Source organism: Azospirillum sp. B4, assembly GCF_000333275.1.
Lineage (GTDB): Bacteria > Pseudomonadota > Alphaproteobacteria > Azospirillales > Azospirillaceae > Nitrospirillum.
Genome location: NZ_BACU01000242.1, coordinates 1 through 17268, shown reverse-complemented (window position 1 = coordinate 17268; position 17268 = coordinate 1). Strand labels below are relative to the sequence as shown.

At 66.7% G+C, this 17268-nt stretch carries 21 protein-coding genes and 2 pseudogenes; all 23 read right to left on the bottom strand.

From position 1 onward, the window contains the following. A pseudogene (gene trbB, locus I55_RS10245) lies at positions 1–790 on the bottom strand (P-type conjugative transfer ATPase TrbB); the annotation flags it as partial. A gap of 216 nt (positions 791–1006) precedes the next feature. Further along, positions 1007–1441: a ribbon-helix-helix protein, CopG family gene (locus I55_RS10240; protein WP_044560439.1), complete on the bottom strand. Its 435-nt coding sequence runs from the start codon at positions 1439–1441 to the stop codon at positions 1007–1009. A gap of 7 nt (positions 1442–1448) precedes the next feature. Further along, a complete protein-coding gene (locus I55_RS10235; RefSeq protein WP_044560438.1) occupies positions 1449–3443 on the bottom strand; it encodes a conjugal transfer protein TraG in 1995 nt (664 codons plus the stop codon). A gap of 28 nt (positions 3444–3471) precedes the next feature. Beyond that, entirely contained in the window at positions 3472–5208 is a 1737-nt protein-coding gene (locus I55_RS10230) for a VirD2 family relaxase/mobilization nuclease (protein WP_044560437.1), read from the bottom strand. Between the two features lie 244 nt (positions 5209–5452). Next, positions 5453–6229 carry a lytic transglycosylase domain-containing protein gene (locus I55_RS10225; protein ID WP_083900999.1) on the bottom strand — a complete coding sequence of 259 codons (777 nt, stop codon included), beginning with the start codon at positions 6227–6229 and terminating at the stop codon, positions 5453–5455. 3 nt (positions 6230–6232) lie between these two features. Then, positions 6233–6583, bottom strand: a complete 351-nt coding sequence (locus I55_RS10220; RefSeq protein WP_044560442.1) for a DUF736 domain-containing protein — start codon at positions 6581–6583, stop codon at positions 6233–6235. A gap of 32 nt (positions 6584–6615) precedes the next feature. Further along, on the bottom strand, positions 6616–7161 hold the full coding sequence (locus I55_RS10215) for a S26 family signal peptidase (RefSeq protein WP_044560436.1): 546 nt from the start codon (positions 7159–7161) through the stop codon (positions 6616–6618). After that, positions 7158–7679, bottom strand: coding sequence for a DUF2840 domain-containing protein (locus I55_RS10210; RefSeq protein ID WP_044560435.1), 522 nt, complete (start codon positions 7677–7679; stop codon positions 7158–7160). Before I55_RS10210 ends, I55_RS10215 begins: the two co-directional genes overlap by 4 nt. Further along, entirely contained in the window at positions 7676–7930 is a 255-nt protein-coding gene (locus tag I55_RS10205) for a hypothetical protein (protein WP_044560434.1), read from the bottom strand. Before I55_RS10205 ends, I55_RS10210 begins: the two co-directional genes overlap by 4 nt. After that, positions 7927–8565: a ParA family partition ATPase gene (gene parA / locus I55_RS10200; protein ID WP_044560433.1), complete on the bottom strand. Its 639-nt coding sequence runs from the start codon at positions 8563–8565 to the stop codon at positions 7927–7929. The genes I55_RS10205 and parA overlap by 4 nt, the downstream gene beginning before the upstream one ends. A gap of 208 nt (positions 8566–8773) precedes the next feature. Continuing rightward, a complete protein-coding gene (locus I55_RS10195; RefSeq protein ID WP_044560432.1) occupies positions 8774–9658 on the bottom strand; it encodes a replication initiator protein A in 885 nt (294 codons plus the stop codon). 10 nt (positions 9659–9668) lie between these two features. Further along, complete coding sequence (locus I55_RS34340) at positions 9669–9950, bottom strand: AlpA family transcriptional regulator (RefSeq protein WP_083900998.1); 282 nt, start codon at positions 9948–9950, stop codon at positions 9669–9671. Positions 9951–10077: 127 nt separating this feature from the next. After that, positions 10078–10677 (bottom strand): DUF2285 domain-containing protein, encoded by a 600-nt coding sequence (locus I55_RS10190; RefSeq protein WP_199902543.1) that lies wholly within the window; start codon positions 10675–10677, stop codon positions 10078–10080. 31 nt (positions 10678–10708) lie between these two features. Further along, positions 10709–10843: pseudogene (locus I55_RS38350) on the bottom strand (transcriptional regulator domain-containing protein); the annotation flags it as partial. A gap of 119 nt (positions 10844–10962) precedes the next feature. Next, positions 10963–11226, bottom strand: coding sequence for a DNA -binding domain-containing protein (locus I55_RS34330; protein ID WP_083900996.1), 264 nt, complete (start codon positions 11224–11226; stop codon positions 10963–10965). Between the two features lie 120 nt (positions 11227–11346). Continuing rightward, a complete protein-coding gene (locus I55_RS10180) occupies positions 11347–11589 on the bottom strand; it encodes a helix-turn-helix transcriptional regulator (RefSeq protein WP_044560430.1) in 243 nt (80 codons plus the stop codon). Positions 11590–11773: 184 nt separating this feature from the next. Then, a complete protein-coding gene (locus I55_RS10175) occupies positions 11774–12100 on the bottom strand; it encodes a DUF736 domain-containing protein (RefSeq protein WP_044560429.1) in 327 nt (108 codons plus the stop codon). A 562-nt stretch (positions 12101–12662) separates the two neighbouring features. After that, positions 12663–13106, bottom strand: a complete 444-nt coding sequence (locus I55_RS10170) for a hypothetical protein (RefSeq protein ID WP_044560426.1) — start codon at positions 13104–13106, stop codon at positions 12663–12665. Positions 13107–13247: 141 nt separating this feature from the next. Next, positions 13248–13415, bottom strand: coding sequence for a hypothetical protein (locus I55_RS37710; protein ID WP_199902542.1), 168 nt, complete (start codon positions 13413–13415; stop codon positions 13248–13250). Between the two features lie 220 nt (positions 13416–13635). Beyond that, complete coding sequence (locus tag I55_RS10165) at positions 13636–14214, bottom strand: hypothetical protein (RefSeq protein WP_148293665.1); 579 nt, start codon at positions 14212–14214, stop codon at positions 13636–13638. 84 nt (positions 14215–14298) lie between these two features. Then, positions 14299–15222 carry a DUF2493 domain-containing protein gene (locus I55_RS10160; protein WP_044560424.1) on the bottom strand — a complete coding sequence of 308 codons (924 nt, stop codon included), beginning with the start codon at positions 15220–15222 and terminating at the stop codon, positions 14299–14301. A gap of 293 nt (positions 15223–15515) precedes the next feature. Then, positions 15516–16550: a toprim domain-containing protein gene (locus I55_RS10155; RefSeq protein WP_044560423.1), complete on the bottom strand. Its 1035-nt coding sequence runs from the start codon at positions 16548–16550 to the stop codon at positions 15516–15518. 63 nt (positions 16551–16613) lie between these two features. Beyond that, positions 16614–16949, bottom strand: a complete 336-nt coding sequence (locus I55_RS37705) for a hypothetical protein (RefSeq protein WP_049974003.1) — start codon at positions 16947–16949, stop codon at positions 16614–16616. Positions 16950–17268: the final 319 nt, after the last annotated feature.

Below are 17268 nucleotides of genomic sequence, written 5' to 3'. Positions count from 1 at the left end.
CGATCAGGGGCGCGCGGGACGGTGACGACGCCTCCTGGATGAGTGCTCGAGGGCGGCGCAGCGCGCCGAGCGCAGTCCCGGCGTGGATGTGCCCGATCCCGCCGGGGTGCCGTGNNCCCCAGGCCTTGAGCAGGTCGAGCGCTCGGGCGCCGCGGACCTCGCCGATCGGGATGCGGTCGGGACGAAGGCGCAGCGAGGAGCGGACGAGATCGGAAAGCGTCGCGACGCCGTCCTTCGTGCGCATGGCGACGAGGTTCGGCGCGGCGCATTGCAGTTCGCGCGTGTCCTCGATCAGCACCACGCGGTCGGAGGTCTTCGACACCTCGGCGAGCAGCGCGTTGGTGAGCGTCGTCTTGCCGGTCGAGGTGCCGCCGGCCACGAGGATGTTGCGACGATCGGCGACGGCCTGGCGCAGGATCTCGGCCTGCCCGGCGGTCATGGTGCCGGCGGCGACATAGTCCTGCAGCGAAAAGACGGCGACGGCGGGCTTGCGGATCGCGAAGGCCGGCGCCGCCACCACGGGCGGCAGAAGCCCCTCGAACCGCTCCCCCGTTTCCGGCAGCTCGGCCGAAACCCGGGGATTGCCGGCATGGACCTCGGCGCCGACATGGTGGGCGACCAGGCGCACGATGCGCTCGCCGTCGGCCGCCGAGAGTCGCTCGCCTGTGTCGGACAAGCCTTCCGAGAGCCGGTCGACCCAGAGACGGCCGTCGGGGTTGAGCATCACCTCGACGACGCTGGCGTCTCCGAGGAAGCCGGCGATCGCAGGGCCGAGTGCGGTCCGCAGCATGCGGGCTCCGCGAAGTATCGCCTCGGATTTCTCGTAAGGAGCGGCCACGTCGTCCCCGTTCTTTGCGGGACCGCGTCAGGCCGTCCCTGGATCGGGGATGATTAAGAGAACCGGAAATCGGCCGGCGGCAACAGGTTGTTTTGCTCGTCGTACCGTGGCGTACAAAGACAGGCGATCGGCGGAATCGCCGAATACTTGAGTTGCCGTAATCGCTGCTTATTGCGCGTCGCGCGCGGGATCTATGTCCTCGGAAATCTCCTGCCGGAGCTTCGGGCCCTTGGCGAGTCTGCGGCCGAGCGCTGCGACGAACGCATCGTAACGCTCACCCGCCTGGGCCCGGGCGGCGGCTTGCGCCGGCTCGGGCAGCGGCGGATTGGTGGTCAGCCAGAACCGCACGAAAACGGCGAGCATCTCCACCGAGATGCCGATGTCGCGCTCCATGCGGGTGATGCGACGATCGAGCTGGTCGAGGCGCTTGGTCGTTGCCGCCTCCTGGCGCTCGGCGGCGTCCGGCGAGAGGAAGGAGGCGATCGCCGCCTCGGCGATGAGCGAGCGCGACTGATCGCGCCGGGCAGCATGGGTTGCGAGCGCCTTCATCACCTCGGGTTCGAGATAGACCGACAGGCGCTGCTTCTTCGATGGATTGGCCATGGGAGCCTCACAGCTCCATGCCGTCGTTCGGGTCGAGCGAGACCTGACGCGCCACGCCCTGCATGATCTGGTTGGCGCGGCTGATCCGGGCCGTGTCGTCATCAGCCTCATCGTCGAGGCCGCCGTCGAACTCGTTCTCGATAGGCGCCTTCTTCTCGATGGGCACGGCGCGTTCCAGCTCCGGCTGGTGTCGCCGTTCCGATCCGGTCGGATCTTCGTCGCCGGCATCATCGCCGATAGCCGCACCGGCCGACACCACGCTCGCCGGCCGCGCCGGAAGCGGAAGCCGGCTCCAGTCGTCCGCGCCCGGTCGCGTCGGCCGCGAGAGCGGCGGCGGCGCCATGATCCGATCCTTGAAGCGGCGATCCTCGTAGTAGCGGGCTTTCTTCGCGCGGATCGGCGGCGTGCCCGCGACCATGACGATCTCGTCGGCGGGCGGGAGCTGCATAATCTCGCCCGGGGTGAGCAGCGGCCTGGCGGTCTCCGAGCGCGACACCATTAGGTGGCCGAGCCAGGGCGAAAGCCGATGGCCGGCATAGTTTCGCATGGCGCGCATCTCGGTCGCGGTGCCGAGCGCATCGGAGACGCGCTTTGCGGTGCGCTCGTCGTTGGTCGCGAAGCTGACGCGGACGTGGCAGTTGTCGAGGATCGAGTTGTTCGGCCCATAGGCCTTCTCGATCTGGTTCAGCGACTGCGCGATCAGGAACGCCTTCAACCCATAGCCGGCCATGAAGGCGAGCGCGGATTCGAAGAAGTCGAGCCGGCCGAGCGCGGGAAACTCGTCGAGCATCAGGAGTAGCCTGTGCCGGTTGCCCTTGGCCTTGAGGTCCTCCGTCAGGCGCCGGCCAATCTGGTTGAGGATGAGCCGGATGAGCGGCTTGGTCCGGGCAATGTCCGATGGCGGCACGACCAGGTAAAGGCTGGTCGGCTGGCGGGCGCCGACAATGTCGGCGATGCGCCAGTCGCAGCGGCGCGTCACCTCAGCGACGACGGGATCGCGATAGAGGCCGAGAAAGGACATGGCGGTCGAGAGCACGCCGGAGCGTTCATTGTCGGATTTGTTGAGCAGCTCGCGCGCGGCCGACGCGATCACCGGGTGCGGACCGCTCTCCCCGAGATGGGCGGTCTTCATCATCGCCGCCAAGGTGGATTCGATTGGCCGCTTCGGATCGGAGAGGAAGGCGGCGACGCCGGCGAGCGTCTTGTCCTCCTCGGCGTAGAGGACATGCAGGATCGCACCGACGAGAAGCGCGTGGCTGGTCTTCTCCCAGTGGTTCCGCTTTTCGAGGCTGCCTTCCGGATCGACCAGGATGTCGGCGATGTTCTGAACGTCGCGCACCTCCCACTCACCGCGACGCACCTCGAGCAGCGGATTGTAGGCGGCCGATTTCGCATTCGTCGGATCGAAGAGCAGCACCCGGCCGTGCCGCGCGCGGAAGCCGGCAGTCAGTGTCCAGTTCTCGCCCTTGATGTCATGGACGATCGCCGAGCCCGGCCAGGTGAGCAGCGACGGCACGACCAGGCCAACGCCCTTGCCCGATCGGGTCGGCGCGAAGCACAGCACATGCTCGGGTCCGTCGTGGCGGAGATAGGTATGATCGAACTTGCCGAGCACCACGCCGTCCTCGCCGAGCAGGCCGCCGCCGCGCACTTCGTCGTGACGCGCCCAGCGCGCCGAGCCGAAGGTCTCGGCATTCTTCGCTTCGCGGGCGCGCCATACCGACATGCCGATGGCCACCGCGATCGACACGAAGCCGCCGGAGGCCGCGATATAGGCGCCTTCGACGAAGATCGGCGGCGCATAGGCGTCGTAGAAGTACCACCAAGGAAAGAAGGACCATGGATAGTAGACGGGCCAGCCCCCGAGCATGAACCAGGGCGGTCCGAGCTGCGGCTGGAAGCCGAGCTTGTAGGCCGTCCATTGCGTGGCGGCCCAGGTCGTTAACAGGACGATGGCGAAGACAGTAAGGATCTGCCCCCAGAGAATCTTGGTGGCGGACATGGCAGGGTCCTTTCGCTTGCGGTGGTGATCACAGGCCGAGCCCCCGCTGGCGGCCGAAGCTCCAGTCGATGCCACCGTCGTTCCGGGCAACGCCGGAGACGTGACGGCCGAGCTGCTTTTCGAGTGACGGGGTCCAGGGCACGAGGCTGAAGCCGAGCCCGTCGTCGATCATGGCGAAGCGGCCGCTCGCGAGCGTGAGCCGCCGCTGGTAGGTGCCGGTGACGTATTCGCCGGACTCGGGCTTGACCTGCGGCCGTCCGGTCTCGGCGGCGATGCGTTCAGCGACGGCGCCCAGTTCGCGACGCCGCAGCGTGTCGACAAGTCCGGGCTGGAAGCTGACGCCGCGCTTCCGGCGTTCGGCGAGGCCCTGGCCGACAAGATGTTGGGCCCGCCGGTCCAAGGCGTCGCGCACCTCGGCGCCGAAGCTGCCGCCCAGCGCCGCAGGCTCGCGCGCGATGTTCTGCCGGTCGAGCCAGGTCGCGCCGGTCGCGGTGACCTGCCGCTCGATGTCGAGATCGGAGCGCACCGCGATCGCCACGCGGCGCTGGCCGCGCGCGTCGTCGAATTTCCGAAGCTCGACGATCGAACCCGGCGCACTGTCGCAGGCCGCGTCGAGGTCGGGCAGTTTGATGTGGTGGGTCCGGCCGTCGACCCCATCGACAACGGCGAAGGCCGTGCCCTTCAGCTCGTCGTCGAGGCCGCGGGCGACCAGGCGACCGATGACCGGATCGTTGAAGCTTTCGGACGCCAGCACATAGCTCGCCGTGCTGCGCTCGATGCCGCGCTCGGTCAGGCCGTGGTGGATGCGCTTGATGATGTCGCCGCGCTCGCCGAGCTCGCGAAGCGTCGCCTCGGCCTTGTGCGAGATGGTCCATTGTCCCGGGCCGATCTCGTCGGCCAGCCCGAGGCCTTCGAGCTTGCGCAGCCGCCCGATCTTCAGGGCATGGAATTCGTCGGGCTGCCAATCGGCCTGCGGCGCGAGATCGATAACGCCGGTCCGATAGGCGTCGCGGGCGAGCTGGCGATCGAGATTGGTCCAGCGGTCGGCGTCGATCTGGCGCTCCAGCGTCTGCCGGATCTCCTGATCGGTGCGCGGCCCCAGCTCCTGGGTGATCAGGTCGCGCGCCCGATCGCGCATGCCCTCTTTTATATAGTCGCGCGAGATGACCAGGTTCTCGCCGTCATCGCGCACGCCGCGCACGATCAGATGGACATGCGGATGCTCGGTGTTCCAGTGATCAACCGCGACCCATTCGAGCCGCGTGCCGAGATCCTTTTCCATCTGGCCGACGAGCTCACGCGTGAAGCCCTTGAGGTCGGACATTTCCAGCGCGTCGTCCGGCGAGACGATGAACCGGAAATGGTGGCGGTCGTCCTCGGACCGCTCCGCGAAATCCTTGGCGTCGACGTCATCGCCGCCGGGACCGAACAGCCGGGCCTTCTCCCCGTCGCGGGTGACGCCGTCGCGGCGGAGATAATCGAGATGCGTCGAGAGCGGCGCGGAGCGCCCGCCATGACGGACGACCCGCGCCTTGATGACCGCACCGCGCGAACGGACGGTGATGAGGCGGTTCGCCTGGATCGAGGCGCGCTGGCCGCGCCCGAACCGGGACCGCGCGCCGGGCCCGATCTTCCCTTGCCGGGAGACGCTACCGCCGGCGTGCTGGGCGGCCGCGAGCGCCTGGGCGATGAAGGGCCGCGCCCGCTGCGCGCTGGTCGAGCGGATGCGGCCTGGCCGGATGCGGAAATCGTGCTTGTCGGTCATGCCCGACACTCCGCACATCGCGCCAACGCGATGATTTTCCTTGGGAATGTGCCGTTGCGCAGGCTGCGCCGATCAGGCGCACCTCGCGAAATCGCGCCATAACCCATTGAAAAAGCACAACCGAACCAAGGCGCACATCGCGCCCCTTTATCCTGCCATCGTGCGGTTGTGCTTGGCGTGTCCCCTCCCAACGCCCTCCACACTGCGCAGGGGTTCGCCATGCTGCGATGGACGGGGAAGATAGTCATCGCGGGCCTGCAGGCTCCCGACGGGAGACGAACAGGCCGCCGGTCGGGTTGGCATCGGCCGCCGTATCGCGCCGCGGAGCCGCAGTGTCGCCGTCACGCGTCTGGTCGTCCGCCTGCACCGGAGCTGCGCCCGGCCCGCGATCCGATGCGCCGATGAAGAGCGGCGCGCGCGTCCAGGCCAGCGGGTCGGCGGCAGCAACGGTGACGATGGCCGGAGACGCTTCGCCGCCGACAAGGGGCGCGAGCTGGGCGACATAGGCGCGCGTTTCTGCCGGCAATGCGCGACCGTTCGCGAGGTAGTCGTCGTACCGCCCGGGCCCCGCATTGTAGGCCGCGAGAAAGCCCGGCGCACCGTAGCGATCGTAGAGTTCGCGCATATAGGCCGTGCCCGCGATGATATTGTCGCGGAGATCGAACGGATCGCTGCCAAGGCGATAGCGGGCGCGCAGATAGGCCCAGGTGTCGGGCATGATCTGCATCAGTCCCATCGCACCCTTGGGCGAGACGGCGCGCGCGTCGTTGGCGCTTTCGACACGCATGAGCGCGCGAATCCACGCGACCGGAATCCCGAACCGCTGCGAGGCCTCGGTCACGAAGGCGGCGACCTGAGCGCTCGCCTCGGCGGGAACCGGGACCACGGTCTGAGCCTGCGCCGGCGATATCGGCGACGCGGCGATCGGCAGGCCGGAAAGGAGGAGGAGCAGCAGCCGGGAGGCGGCACGGGACTTATCCGTGCCGCTCCGTTGATGCTGCGAGCGGTGCGGGCCGCGCACGGCTCAGTCCTCGCTGTCGCGCGTGTTGGGGCGCGGCTTGGCGGGCCGCGACCAGTGCAGACCCCAGGCGCCGTTGTCGTCGCCGGAGCGGAAGAGGTTAGCGCGCAGCGGACGCGGGAACAGCGGGCTGTCGAGCTGCACGGAGACATACTCGCCGGCACGTTCGCCGACATGCTTCCAGCCGGCGCCGATCTCGATGCCGTCGTCCCCGCCGAGCAGGACACGGTAGTCCGGCGCGTTCTCGGCCTCCGACGCCTCGGCCGGAACGAAGGCGAGTTCGGCGTCGATGCAGAGCGCGGTGAGCCGCCCGGAATAACCGGACTTGGTGCGGGTGAATTGGCCGATCTGGGTCATGGTCGTCTCCTTTGGTTGGGGGAAGCGGCAGTTCATCGGGTCGGCGCGCGCCATGCGTAGCGGCCGTCGCCGTGCTCATCGGTCCAGAGCGGTGTCGCCCGGCCGATCACGTCGGCGGTCGGCAGCGGGCCGAAGTAGCGACCGTCGAGGCTGTCGCGGACCGACCAGTTCATCAGGAAAAGCTCTCCCTCGGCGATGCGGCGGCAGCCCTGCCAAACGGGCAGCGAGCGGCCGAGATGATCGCGGTCGAGCGCATCGCCCATCGGCACGCCGTCGACGGTGATGGCGTGATCGCGGCGGCAGACCTGTTGGCCGGCAACGCCAGCAACCCGCTTCATGAGGGGCACGCCGCGGCCGATATAGCCGCGCTCGACCATGAAGGCGGCGAGCGGTTCGGGCGCGCGGATGGCGACGAGATCGGTGACTTCGAAGCGGTTAGCCGGCGCGATGCTGTAGAGCCCGATCGGCGTGCTGGCCGACGCGTTCCAGATGAACTTCGTCGGAAAATCGACGAAGGCGGCGGTCGCCATGCCCATGGTCAGGACATAGGTGACCATGACGTAGCCGAAGCGGCTCATGATCCGGCCCTCCGACGCAGAAGGAAGGCCTTGTGGTGCTGGGCCGTGTAGGCTCGCGGCTGCTCGCCGGCGGCCATCCGGTTGTGGACGTGCCGCCAATGATCGGGCGAGACGTCGCCGGGATCGATGCCGATCGCCTCAATCGCATCGATCATCTGCAGCACGCGCTCGACCTTCGGCCAGCCTTCGACCTTGAGCAGGATGTCGCCGCCGGGACGCACGAAGGGCACGGTCTGCTGCGGCTCGCCGGCGCGGACGGTGCGCAGCACGTCGAGATGCGAGGCGATGGTCCCGTGGTCGTTCGCGGCCCAGCGTACGAAGCCGAAGACGCTGTCCGGCGCAAAGCGCAGCACGCGCCGGCGGCGGTCGAGGATCTGTTCGCTGATCTCGCGGCCGAACCTGATCCAGTTCTCGATACGCTTCTCGACCCAGGTGAGCTCGACCTCGGTCAGGTCGTGGGGCGGCGGTGCGGCCGGCTTCGGCCCGCCCGGCGCATGGATGGCGGCGGCGCCAGTCATGTCGCGTCTCCGGTACTGTCGGGGAATTCGCGCGCGAGCAACTCGCGCAGCATGTCGGCGATGGTGACGCCGCGCTGGAAGGCGGCGATCTTGATCCGGGCGCGCTGGTCTGGCGTGACGTCGATCGTCAGCCGTGCGATGTAGATGGCCGTATCGGGGGCGCGCGGTGAAGGCGAGTCGGCGGCCCTGATCCAAGTCTCCGCGTCGCCGGGCCGGGTGGCGAAGCCGCGCTTCGGAGGCGTCGCGGTCATGGCGCGATCCCCCCGATCTCGGTCACCAGGGTGGCGATCTCGCGCGCGGCGGCGCTGTCCTGATCGAGTTCGCCGACAAGCCGGCCAGTCTGCGCGGTATCGGCGAAGGCGACGCGCTGGCCGATCCTGGCGGAGAGCAGCGGCGGGTCATGGTCGGCGAGCGTCTCGGCCGTCTCGCGGGCGATGACGGTGCGCGCGGCGCAGCGATTGAGGACGAAGCGCGCGACGAGCTGCGGCCGGTAGATTCGGGCTTCGCCGAGCAGCGACAGCATCTCGGCGGAAGCCCAGCCGTCGAAGGGCGACGGCTGCACCGGGATCAGCACCAGATCGGCGGCGAGCAGTGCCGAGCGCATCAGCCCGGCGACGCGCGGCGGCCCGTCGATGATGACGTGGTCGACGTCGCGGGCGATCTCCGGGGCCTCACGATGGAGGGTGTCACGCGCCAGGCCGACCACCCCGAAGAGCCGAGGGAGGCTTTCGCGCGACCGCTGCTGCGACCAGTCGAGCGCCGAGCCCTGCGGGTCCGCATCGATGAGGGTGACTCGCTGGCCGCGCTTTGCCCATTCGCCGGCAAGGTGGAGTGCGATCGTCGTCTTGCCGACGCCGCCCTTCTGGTTGAGCAGCGCGACGATCATGACGGTCTCCCGGCGATCGGGGACTCGTCCACACGCGGCGAAAATGCGGTTCGCGTTAGAAAGATTCCGAAGGAATCTAGGTTAGATAAGTTACGGGGCTTGCAAGTTGCTGATTCAGTTGGCGGATTCGACGATTCCGGTCCCCGATAGCACGAGGATCGGGTCCTCGATGGCATGATAGGTCCGGTCCCTGATAGCACGAGACGATTCACAGCTTATCCCCAGGGCGCTTGGTCGAGCGGCGGCGCTGGCGAGGGATGCCGAGCGCGTTCGGGTCGATGGGTTTGAAGGAGAGGATCTCGGGGCCGCCGAGGCACTGCTCGATGGTCAGGCGATACCCTGGCAGTGGCTGCCGGCGGACGATGTCGCGCAGGTCGTAGGCGAAGTGCTTGAGCGGCGAGAGCGAGCCGGACTTGGCATGGAGATGCGGGAAATCGAAGCTCCAGCCGAACTCCTGCTTGCCGCCGTGCTTGCGCACGAGGCGATAAAGCCAGCGCTCCAGACCGCCCGTCAGGCCGAAATAATCGCGGTCGATCGTCAGCACGAGCGCGTCGTCGAGCACCGCGGCGTAGAACCAGTCAGGCACGATCAGCTCGAGCCCGAGCGGCCGCCCGCGTTCGTCGGCGCGCTCCTTCCATTCGTTGATCCAGGAGAAGCGATGCAGCCGCCGCTCGGTCGGCTGGCGGATCGATGTCGCCACCGTCGTCGACTGGAGCCGGTCGAGCGCGGCCTTCAACCGGTCGTAGTCGCGCAAGCTGACGCCGCGGCCGATGAACTGCAGAATCTCGTAGGGGGTGGTGGCCATGAGGCGCGACGGTCGCAGGCCATGATCGCGGGCTTCGACGATCTGGGAGGCTGCCCAGATCAGCACGTCGGCATCCCAGATGGTGGCCATTCCGTGCTCAGGGACGGCCTCCACACGGATGACGACGGAGCCGGCCTTGAAGTCGATCGGCGCCAGCCGTTTCGACTTGCCGAGAGCGAAGAAGGGGTACGCCATCAGGTCCTGTGCGTCGCGCGGCGCGAGATCGCCGGGAAGCGCCCTGAAGAGATCGAGCTGCTCGCGTTCGCTATGGTGATGGCGCGCTGACATTGTGAGGAGCTCAGCGCGGGAAGCGGCCGGCAGCGGTAGGAGCGGCCGCCTGGCGCTTTGCCGGAAGGACGGTCCCGCCGCGTGGATCGGAGGTCGAGGTGACGAGACCGCGATCCGCCCAGGTCTGGAGGTCGTCAACCGAATAGACGACGCGGCCGCCGAGCTTCCGATAGGTCGGACCTGTGCCGTAGGTGCGATGCTTTTCGAGCGTGCGCTCGGAAAGGCCGAGGAAGCGGGCCGCCTCCTGCGTTCTTAGGTATCGTGGCGGTAGATTGGTGGCTTTTTCGGCCATGATCGAACCTCCGTGATCTCGCGGGAGGCCGCTGCGAACGAGCGGCGGGTTGCGAGCACGGTGGCGCGAAGACGGCGCCTTGGACGATGTCGAAGTAAGGAAGCTAAATTCGACACCCGGGTGGGTGTCAGCGTTCGCGTCGGGGACGGCGCAGCAGCGCCCGGTATCCGCCGCGAACGAGTTTCATGCCGTCGCGGGCGAGACGAATGGTGGTTTCGCGGATGGCGCTGCCAACCCACGACGACGCGTCGTTCTCATGTTGGGGGAAAAGAAAGTGGGCGATGGCCCGGTAGGTGGCGCCAGTCTCGCGGGCATCGACGGCACGTAGCATCTGTCGCGCCCGTTGAAGCCGCTGGGTCGTGATGCGCGGGTCCGCCGGCACCGCTCGGCCTGTCGCGGCCGACCAGAACCGGCCCAACGCCGTCAGCCGGTCCGGTGTCATCTCGTCCAGCGGGATCACCGCGGCGAGCGCATCGCCTTCTTTCGAACCGGAAAGGCTGACATCGAATCGCTCGCCGTGGAGGTTCAACCGCAGAAGCGTTGCTTCGCGGTCTCGAACAGCGTAAGCCCGAAGATCGTCAACGGTAAGATGAGAACCTTCGGACAGGGCGGGCCCGCTTTGGAGGATGATCGCCGCCGGATCGGTTTGCGGGGTCCAGAAGATCGGCTGCGCGAGGCCCGTGATGCGTGGGTCTGCTGCGAAAACATAACCCCCATTGCTGAGCAAACGCCGTCGCTGTTTCGTCGCTCAACCGCCCGGAGGACAACAATTCCTGAAAGGACCTTCTGTAATCCGGGTTTCGCCGTAGGAATTCCCAGGCAAGTTCGCTTGTCGTAAGCTGATCGATATAGTCATAGGCGGCCTCAGACCGCCAACTTTCTTCGTCGGACATCCTCCGCCGCCTCCGCGCAAATGTTACGCAACGCGAGTTGTGAAGCGATGACGATTCCAAGTTGAGTCATTGCTGGGAAGAACGAAGTCGGATCAACGTGATGCAAGTCCTGCATCACCTCAGTGGAGGCGGGGCCCCAGGAGTTCGCTGTAGCCGCTCTGAGTCATCCATTTGGCGCGGGAGAGATGAGCGGTGTGGACGCGCGCGGCGCGCTCTGGATCTGTTTTGGCACAGATTCCGAAGAGCGCTTCGACGACTTCTTTCCAGTCCGCACCGTCAGCATCGGCATCGAGAAGGCGCAGATAAAGCTTCAGATGCGCCTGGTCATAAGCGGTGAGCGCTGCGCCGTCAGGCGGCTGGTCCAGAAAGTCTTCTTTGGTCACGGTATCCCCCGTTCATAGATGTATCCATTTTGAAGGGGATTGTTAACGCTGCTTTGAGAACAGAAGCCATCGCCAGACCGTATACACGGCGGCGGAGCGGCGCGATCGCCCGCCGATGCGTCAGTCGTCTTTCTTCCTGTTGACAAGCATCACTCCCACACCCTGGTCGGAGTTCAGGAAGACGATCCCGCCAGCCTCGAACGCGCGCCGGACTTCATCACGCGTGCTCTCATAGACCTCGAGGCCGCTTTCGGACTCGAGGCGCTTCAGCGCGGTCAAAGATACCCGGGCCCGGTCAGCGAGCGTCTCCTGTGTCCAACCCAGCAACGCGCGTGCGGCCCGCGATTGTCGGGCGGTGATCATGCATGATCACCTCCCACTCGGACCTACGGGCACGCCAGAACTACGACTATTATAGTCGTTCTCAGGTGCCATGGCCAGCTTTAAGGTCCTCTGGCGATCCACTTGCATCCATGCGGCGCGAACTGATTCGGTCGCTCTGGACGTCGAAGGCCCCGGCCTTCCGGCCGGGGCCTAGCGCGGGGCCTCAGTCGCCACGCCGCCCGTTCGGGCGGGACCAAATCAGCGAGAAGGTGTCTTCGCCTTCGTCGTTGAAGAGGTTGGCGTAGATCGGGGCGTTGAAGCTCGGATCATCGAGCTTGAGGCCCAGATAGTCGCGCCCCTCGTTGGAGCGCTTGGACCAGGCGGCGCCGATCTCGGCGCGGCCGACCAGGACCCGGTGGCTAGGGGCGTTCTCGCCGGTGGCGCGCTGGTCGGAGACGATGCGCACGTTCTTGGCCTGGACGCTGAGGGTGACGATGTCGCCGGTGAACTCGTTCGAGCCGGTCTTCTTGAATGTGCCGATGGTCGCCATTGTAAGTCTCCGTTTTCCGTTCCCGAGCCCGCACCATTGCGGCCTCGATGGCGATCGGCAGGCCGGAGGCGATCGACGGCGCACCCCGAAGGGGCCTGACAGCCAAGGAGGGCTTTCTTGTCTCGCGAGGAATGACGGCGCAGCTGGCAGGGGAAGAAAGTTTGACGCGGCTGTTGCGGCATAGGCGATCGAGGCGCAGCCGGCCTTCGGCCAGATCAGGCCATTGAAGAGGCCGTTTGGAGCGGTCGAGGCACGGTCAGATAACGGAGAAGATGGCGGCCGTCCCGCACCGGCAAACCGGCGCCACAGCACGCTCACCGACTTCGTCTCCTCCCGCCAGGCCGACGCTGCCGCATCCGGCCATCGTACCGCTACCGCCGAGATCGCCGCGCCGATGTCCGGTGCCTGCCTAGACACGGCTCAGCTCTCGCAGCGCTCCAACGAGAACCGGGTTTCCGGACCAGCGTCGATCCGCGTCGCACACGCCCATCCTTCCGGCATCAGCCGACGGGAACGACCACGGCCACGGTTGCCCTGATCCTCCCGACGGCGATGACGAAGATCAGGCCCGTGCAAGGTCCCGGCCGGACGGGGCCGGAGTCGCCGCCATTTCAGCGACCCGCACGAAAACGGTGATTCCGACCGCGACCGCGCCGATGACGGAGAAGGTGATCTGCCACGCGTCGGAGGGCATGAGGTGCTTCACGATGCCATGGGTGGCATGGAAGCCGGCGATCGCCGCCGGCGCCACGAAGGCTGAGGCGACGATCAGCTTCAACCATACAGGCCAGACGAAGGTGATCAGCAGATGGCCGGCGGCGAGCGTGATCGCCGCCGCGACGGCGCCGACCAGGATGGCGCCCGGGATGCCGGCGCCCGTGCCGTGCGCCCAGGCGCCCGCGGTCACACCTACGAACGCCGGCAGCGCGAAGACGGCCATCGTGAACAGCAGCCAGCAAAGCAGGCCTATCGCTGCGAGGGACGAAAGTATTGCGAGGATGATCATGGTGGTGGCCTCCGCATAGACAAAGTCTGACGGTCGCGCTTTCCAACACCACCACGGCGCTGCTGAAGTATAGCGCAAGAGTGCGCGTGCCGGGAGCGGAATTCGGCGGCGATTTCCGCTCCTGCGACCGAGTCGCCCGGGTCAGGGGGCGAAGGGGTCGATCTCATAGACGATGGCGGCGATGTCGCCGTCATATTCGCTGGCGGGCGTGACCGACAGCGTGCCGTCGCCGGCCTGGAAGATGATGATGGCGGCCATCAGCGTGGTGGCCAGGCTGAAGGCGAAGGCGTGGGCGTCGGTGAGGGACATCGATCCGGCTCCTGTTCGAGCGGAGGGCCTTCCCCCGCTGACAGGCGCCCGATGTGTCGGACGGAGCGCTGCAATCACCGCGCAGGCGAAGCCGCAGCGGCGGCATGCTCGCATCGCCGACCCTTTATGGGTTGATGGCGTCAGGCGATCCGTCTGACCAAGGATCAGCGCAAATGAAGCGGGAACGGGTTTTCGCGTCAGAGCCGGTACCGCGAGATGTTCAGTCCAGTTCGATCGTCTTGCTTCGTTCCTTCTCAAGCCGGTTCAGATACTTGTTGAGGCTGACCGTGACGAAATGCTCCGTGTGAGCGACGGCTTCCAGAAAATCGTCGATCTCGTCGACCGGCACTGCCATCGTCCAGAGATGCCGGATGATGAGCCGCCCCGGCTCGTCTTTGACCGCGAGCGTGAGGCGGACGATGTCCGATGCGTCCGTGTGTGCGGCGATCGAATTGCGAAGCGCGATCAGGCGCTCATGGACCTGCTTGCCATCATCTGAGCCCTCGAAGACCTTTTTGGCGTCGAGCATCGGAATGCCGGAGCCAGAAGACGCATAGCAGCGGCAATAGGCCAAGATCCCCGCGACGAAGAACGCCTGTTGGCGCAGCGAATTTTCCATTTCGCCGAGTTCGACCGGATGATCTCGCACCCACTCGAAGTTGGTCCGCGCGTTGACGAGGTGCATCAGCAAGTGCGTCCACAACGAAAGACGCTCAAATCCGGGGGGATCGAGCGCGAACCCCTCGGCGATGATAGGCGCCATATGCGTTTTGTAGTCGTCGTTCGTGATTGTGCTCATCGAAGCCCCGCTGTCCGTTACGTGGGTAAGTAGAAACGCCGTGGGCTGCGTTCCAGTATTGCCCCCGCTAGGTAGAGGCGGCGCTTACGCGCCGCCGAACTTCCAGACCGGGATGCCGAGCTTCCTGGCCTTGTCGGCGAGGTTGTCGTGGATGCCGGTGCCCGGGAAGTGCATCACGCCCTTCGGCACGATCTCCAAGATGTCGTCGTTGCGCTTGAAGGGTGCTGCCCGACCGTGCTTCGTCCAGTCGGGCGCGAAGCCGATTTGCGGGACTTTGCGATTCTTTGCCCAGAGCGAGGCGATCTTCTCGGCGCCCTTCGGCGATTTGCCGTGGATCAGCACCATGTCGGGATGCTTCTCGTGGACCTGATCGAGCCTGGCCCAGATCAGCCGGTGATCATCGAAGTCGAGCCCGCCGGTGACGACGATCTTCGGGCCCGGCGGCAGGAGTACCTCCTGGTCTGCGCGCTTCTTCGCCATCAGGAAGTCGCGACTGTCGATCATCGCCGAGGTGAGATTGCGATGGTTGACCTTCGATCCGCTGCGCGGGAGCCAGGGCTTGCCGACGTGGCGCTCATAGTGTTCCGCGGCTTGGTCGCGCATTAGCTCGAAGGCGTTCTGGCGCTCGATCAGCGTCATGCCCTCGGCGATCAGGCGCTCCAGCTCGACCGACTTCACCTCGCTGCCGTCCTGTTCGCGCTGCGCCCGCTTCTGGGCCTGCTCGTTGTCGTCCAGTTCCCGGCCGATCCGTTCGGTGGCGCGGTGGAAGACGTTGACGGTCGACCAGAGGAGATCGTCGAGATCGGGTTCGAGACGCGTGTCCTCCAGGGTGCCGATCAGGGCGTCGAAGATGTCGGCGACAGCGCCCGCGACCTGGTTGCCGTCGGGCAGTAGCCGCTGGTCGGGCTCGTCGGTGAAGGGTCGGTAGCCGTGGAGCTGGAGTTCGTTGAGGACATGGTCGGTGGGTGAGGATTCGTGGTGCGGTTCGAAGTCGTCGTGATCGCGCATGGGATGCTCGTCGGTTGGACCGCGACCGTCGCGGCCTTCATGGCGACGAAGCCCACCAGGCCGACAGGCCGGGCACCCGGAGCGCAGCGCAGGGCTCGATGGCTAAGGCCGGCTATTTGGCNTGGNGANGGANNGGCNNGCAGGGCNGCNGGNNNNTANTNNGCNGNNGNCATTGNCCGGCTGGCCGGCTTGTGGGCCGATCGCCCTCTCGAAGGCCGAAGCGCGGTGCCCCTCCGATGGATTGACTCATCCGCCGAGCGTGGCGGCGAAACCGCAGGCCGTTCTCCTGCCGGCTATGCCGCCAACGCCATGAAGCGGGCGACGTCCTGCGGCGCGACCTGCAACCGGGCTTCCATGCGCAGTGCATCCAGGCCGAGCGTGCGCAGATCTTCGTTTAAGTCGTCCAGCTCGGGCGAGATGACAATCGCCTCGATCGCGGCGGCGTTCGCCCTTTCGATCAGCGCATCACGCGCCCCGTCACCGGCCGGGTCGTTGTCGCGGACGATGTAGAGCCGCCGCAGCGTGTCGGGGAACAGGATGGCGGCGAGATGCCCCGCTGAGAGCGCCGCCAGCATCGGCATGTCGGGAAGGACCTGGCGGAGCGACAGGACGGTCTCGATGCCTTCGCCGGCCGCCATCACCTCGCCGCCGATGCCGAAGCGAACAGCGTTGCCGAGAAGATCGCCCATTGCTCGCCTCGGCGTGTCGATCGGCGCCTTGTCGCGTCGGCGGGGATCGAGCCAGGTGCGATGCGCCCCGGTGATCTTGCCGTCGAGGTCGGTGACGGCCGCGATCATCGCCGGCCAGGTCTCGGTCGGCGAATGCTCGTCGGGCCGATAGTAGCAGCGCGGGTGGAAATGCAGGCTTCCGGTTCCGCGTAAATCCGTAATGCCGCGTTCCCGTAAATACGCCTGTGCGAGCGTGCCGTAGATCGGCTGCGACATGCGAACCAGCCGGCGCGCCGCTTCGGGCGAGCCATGCGGCGCCGGGGTTTGCCGCTGGTGCTGGCGGGCCTCCGGTTCCGGTAGCGGCATCGACAGGAAGGTCCGGGCCTCGTCGGCGACGTCCTTGAAATCGACCAGGCCGCAGCTTTCCCGGATGACGTCGAGAAGATCGCCATGTTCGCCTGTCGCCGCGTCGGCCCATTTGCCGGCTGGACCTTTGGGCGAGTCCTTGAGCCGGACATACATCGAGCGGCCGGGCGTATTGCGCACGTCTCCCACGAGCCAATAGCCGCCCTCGCGGCGACCGCTGGAGAGGTAGTGACGGCAAACCGCCTCGGCACGGTCGGCGAGAATGCGTGAAAGATCATGTGGGTTTTGCGCCATGGTCGTTTCCCAAACGAAAAGGCCCGCCGTCGCCGGCGGGCCAGTCTCGCAAGTCGTTGACGGTTATTCGGCCGCGACCGTGTGGGGGATGTCGTCGGCCATCTCATCTTCCGCGAACGGCTCGCCTTCGGCCATGGCCGTTTCGCCGTCGATTGCCGTCGCTTCTTCGATTGCCTCGACAGCCTCGGCGGTCACGGCGGATTCAACACCCGGCCTGCTCCGATCGGCGGTGCGCAACGGTTCGGGCAACCAGTTGGTATCGGCAAGCAACGTCTGTGCTTCCGCCGCCATGTCGCCCTTCTTCAGATGCTCGATCCGATCAGCCGCGCGTTGACCCTTCGCCTCGGCCACGGCCTGAAGGATGCGAGCCTTCGTCACCCGACCGAGGAAGTTATCCACGGTCGGCTTCCATCCGGCTGCCGCCATATCGAGATCGACGGCCTGCGCCAGCCGGTCTGCATGGGCAACAGCCTTTGGCCGCCGGTTCCAAGGCTCGTAAAGCGCGTTGACCGAGAGACTGACGATGTGGGCGAACAGCGCGGGCCGGCTATCGTCATCCCATTCCAGAAAGTCATCCCACAGGTCGCCCGATTCCTTGGGAAGCGCCTTCGACCAGCTTTCGTGCCGCGAGCGAATGGCGCTCTGCCGAGGCGCTGTCGTTAAGCCCCGGCGCCTGCGTCCCGAAGGGGACGCTCTTCAGGTACAGCTCGAGGCAGCT

Coding starts and splice junctions, on each gene's coding strand:
- I55_RS34340 (WP_083900998.1), bottom strand. CDS start 9,950: ATGGCCGAAAAAGCCACCAATCTACCGCCACGATACCTAAGAACGCAG.
- I55_RS10210 (WP_044560435.1), bottom strand. CDS start 7,679: ATGACTGGCGCCGCCGCCATCCATGCGCCGGGCGGGCCGAAGCCGGCC.
- I55_RS10230 (WP_044560437.1), bottom strand. CDS start 5,208: ATGACCGACAAGCACGATTTCCGCATCCGGCCAGGCCGCATCCGCTCG.
- I55_RS10195 (WP_044560432.1), bottom strand. CDS start 9,658: ATGTCAGCGCGCCATCACCATAGCGAACGCGAGCAGCTCGATCTCTTC.
- I55_RS10215 (WP_044560436.1), bottom strand. CDS start 7,161: ATGAGCCGCTTCGGCTACGTCATGGTCACCTATGTCCTGACCATGGGC.
- I55_RS10180 (WP_044560430.1), bottom strand. CDS start 11,589: ATGATCACCGCCCGACAATCGCGGGCCGCACGCGCGTTGCTGGGTTGG.
- I55_RS10205 (WP_044560434.1), bottom strand. CDS start 7,930: ATGACCGCGACGCCTCCGAAGCGCGGCTTCGCCACCCGGCCCGGCGAC.
- I55_RS10175 (WP_044560429.1), bottom strand. CDS start 12,100: ATGGCGACCATCGGCACATTCAAGAAGACCGGCTCGAACGAGTTCACC.
- I55_RS10235 (WP_044560438.1), bottom strand. CDS start 3,443: ATGTCCGCCACCAAGATTCTCTGGGGGCAGATCCTTACTGTCTTCGCC.
- parA (WP_044560433.1), bottom strand. CDS start 8,565: ATGATCGTCGCGCTGCTCAACCAGAAGGGCGGCGTCGGCAAGACGACG.
- I55_RS10220 (WP_044560442.1), bottom strand. CDS start 6,583: ATGACCCAGATCGGCCAATTCACCCGCACCAAGTCCGGTTATTCCGGG.
- I55_RS10160 (WP_044560424.1), bottom strand. CDS start 15,222: ATGCGCGATCACGACGACTTCGAACCGCACCACGAATCCTCACCCACC.
- I55_RS37710 (WP_199902542.1), bottom strand. CDS start 13,415: ATGTCCCTCACCGACGCCCACGCCTTCGCCTTCAGCCTGGCCACCACG.
- I55_RS10170 (WP_044560426.1), bottom strand. CDS start 13,106: ATGATCATCCTCGCAATACTTTCGTCCCTCGCAGCGATAGGCCTGCTT.
- I55_RS10165 (WP_148293665.1), bottom strand. CDS start 14,214: ATGAGCACAATCACGAACGACGACTACAAAACGCATATGGCGCCTATC.
- I55_RS10240 (WP_044560439.1), bottom strand. CDS start 1,441: ATGGCCAATCCATCGAAGAAGCAGCGCCTGTCGGTCTATCTCGAACCC.
- I55_RS10155 (WP_044560423.1), bottom strand. CDS start 16,550: ATGGCGCAAAACCCACATGATCTTTCACGCATTCTCGCCGACCGTGCC.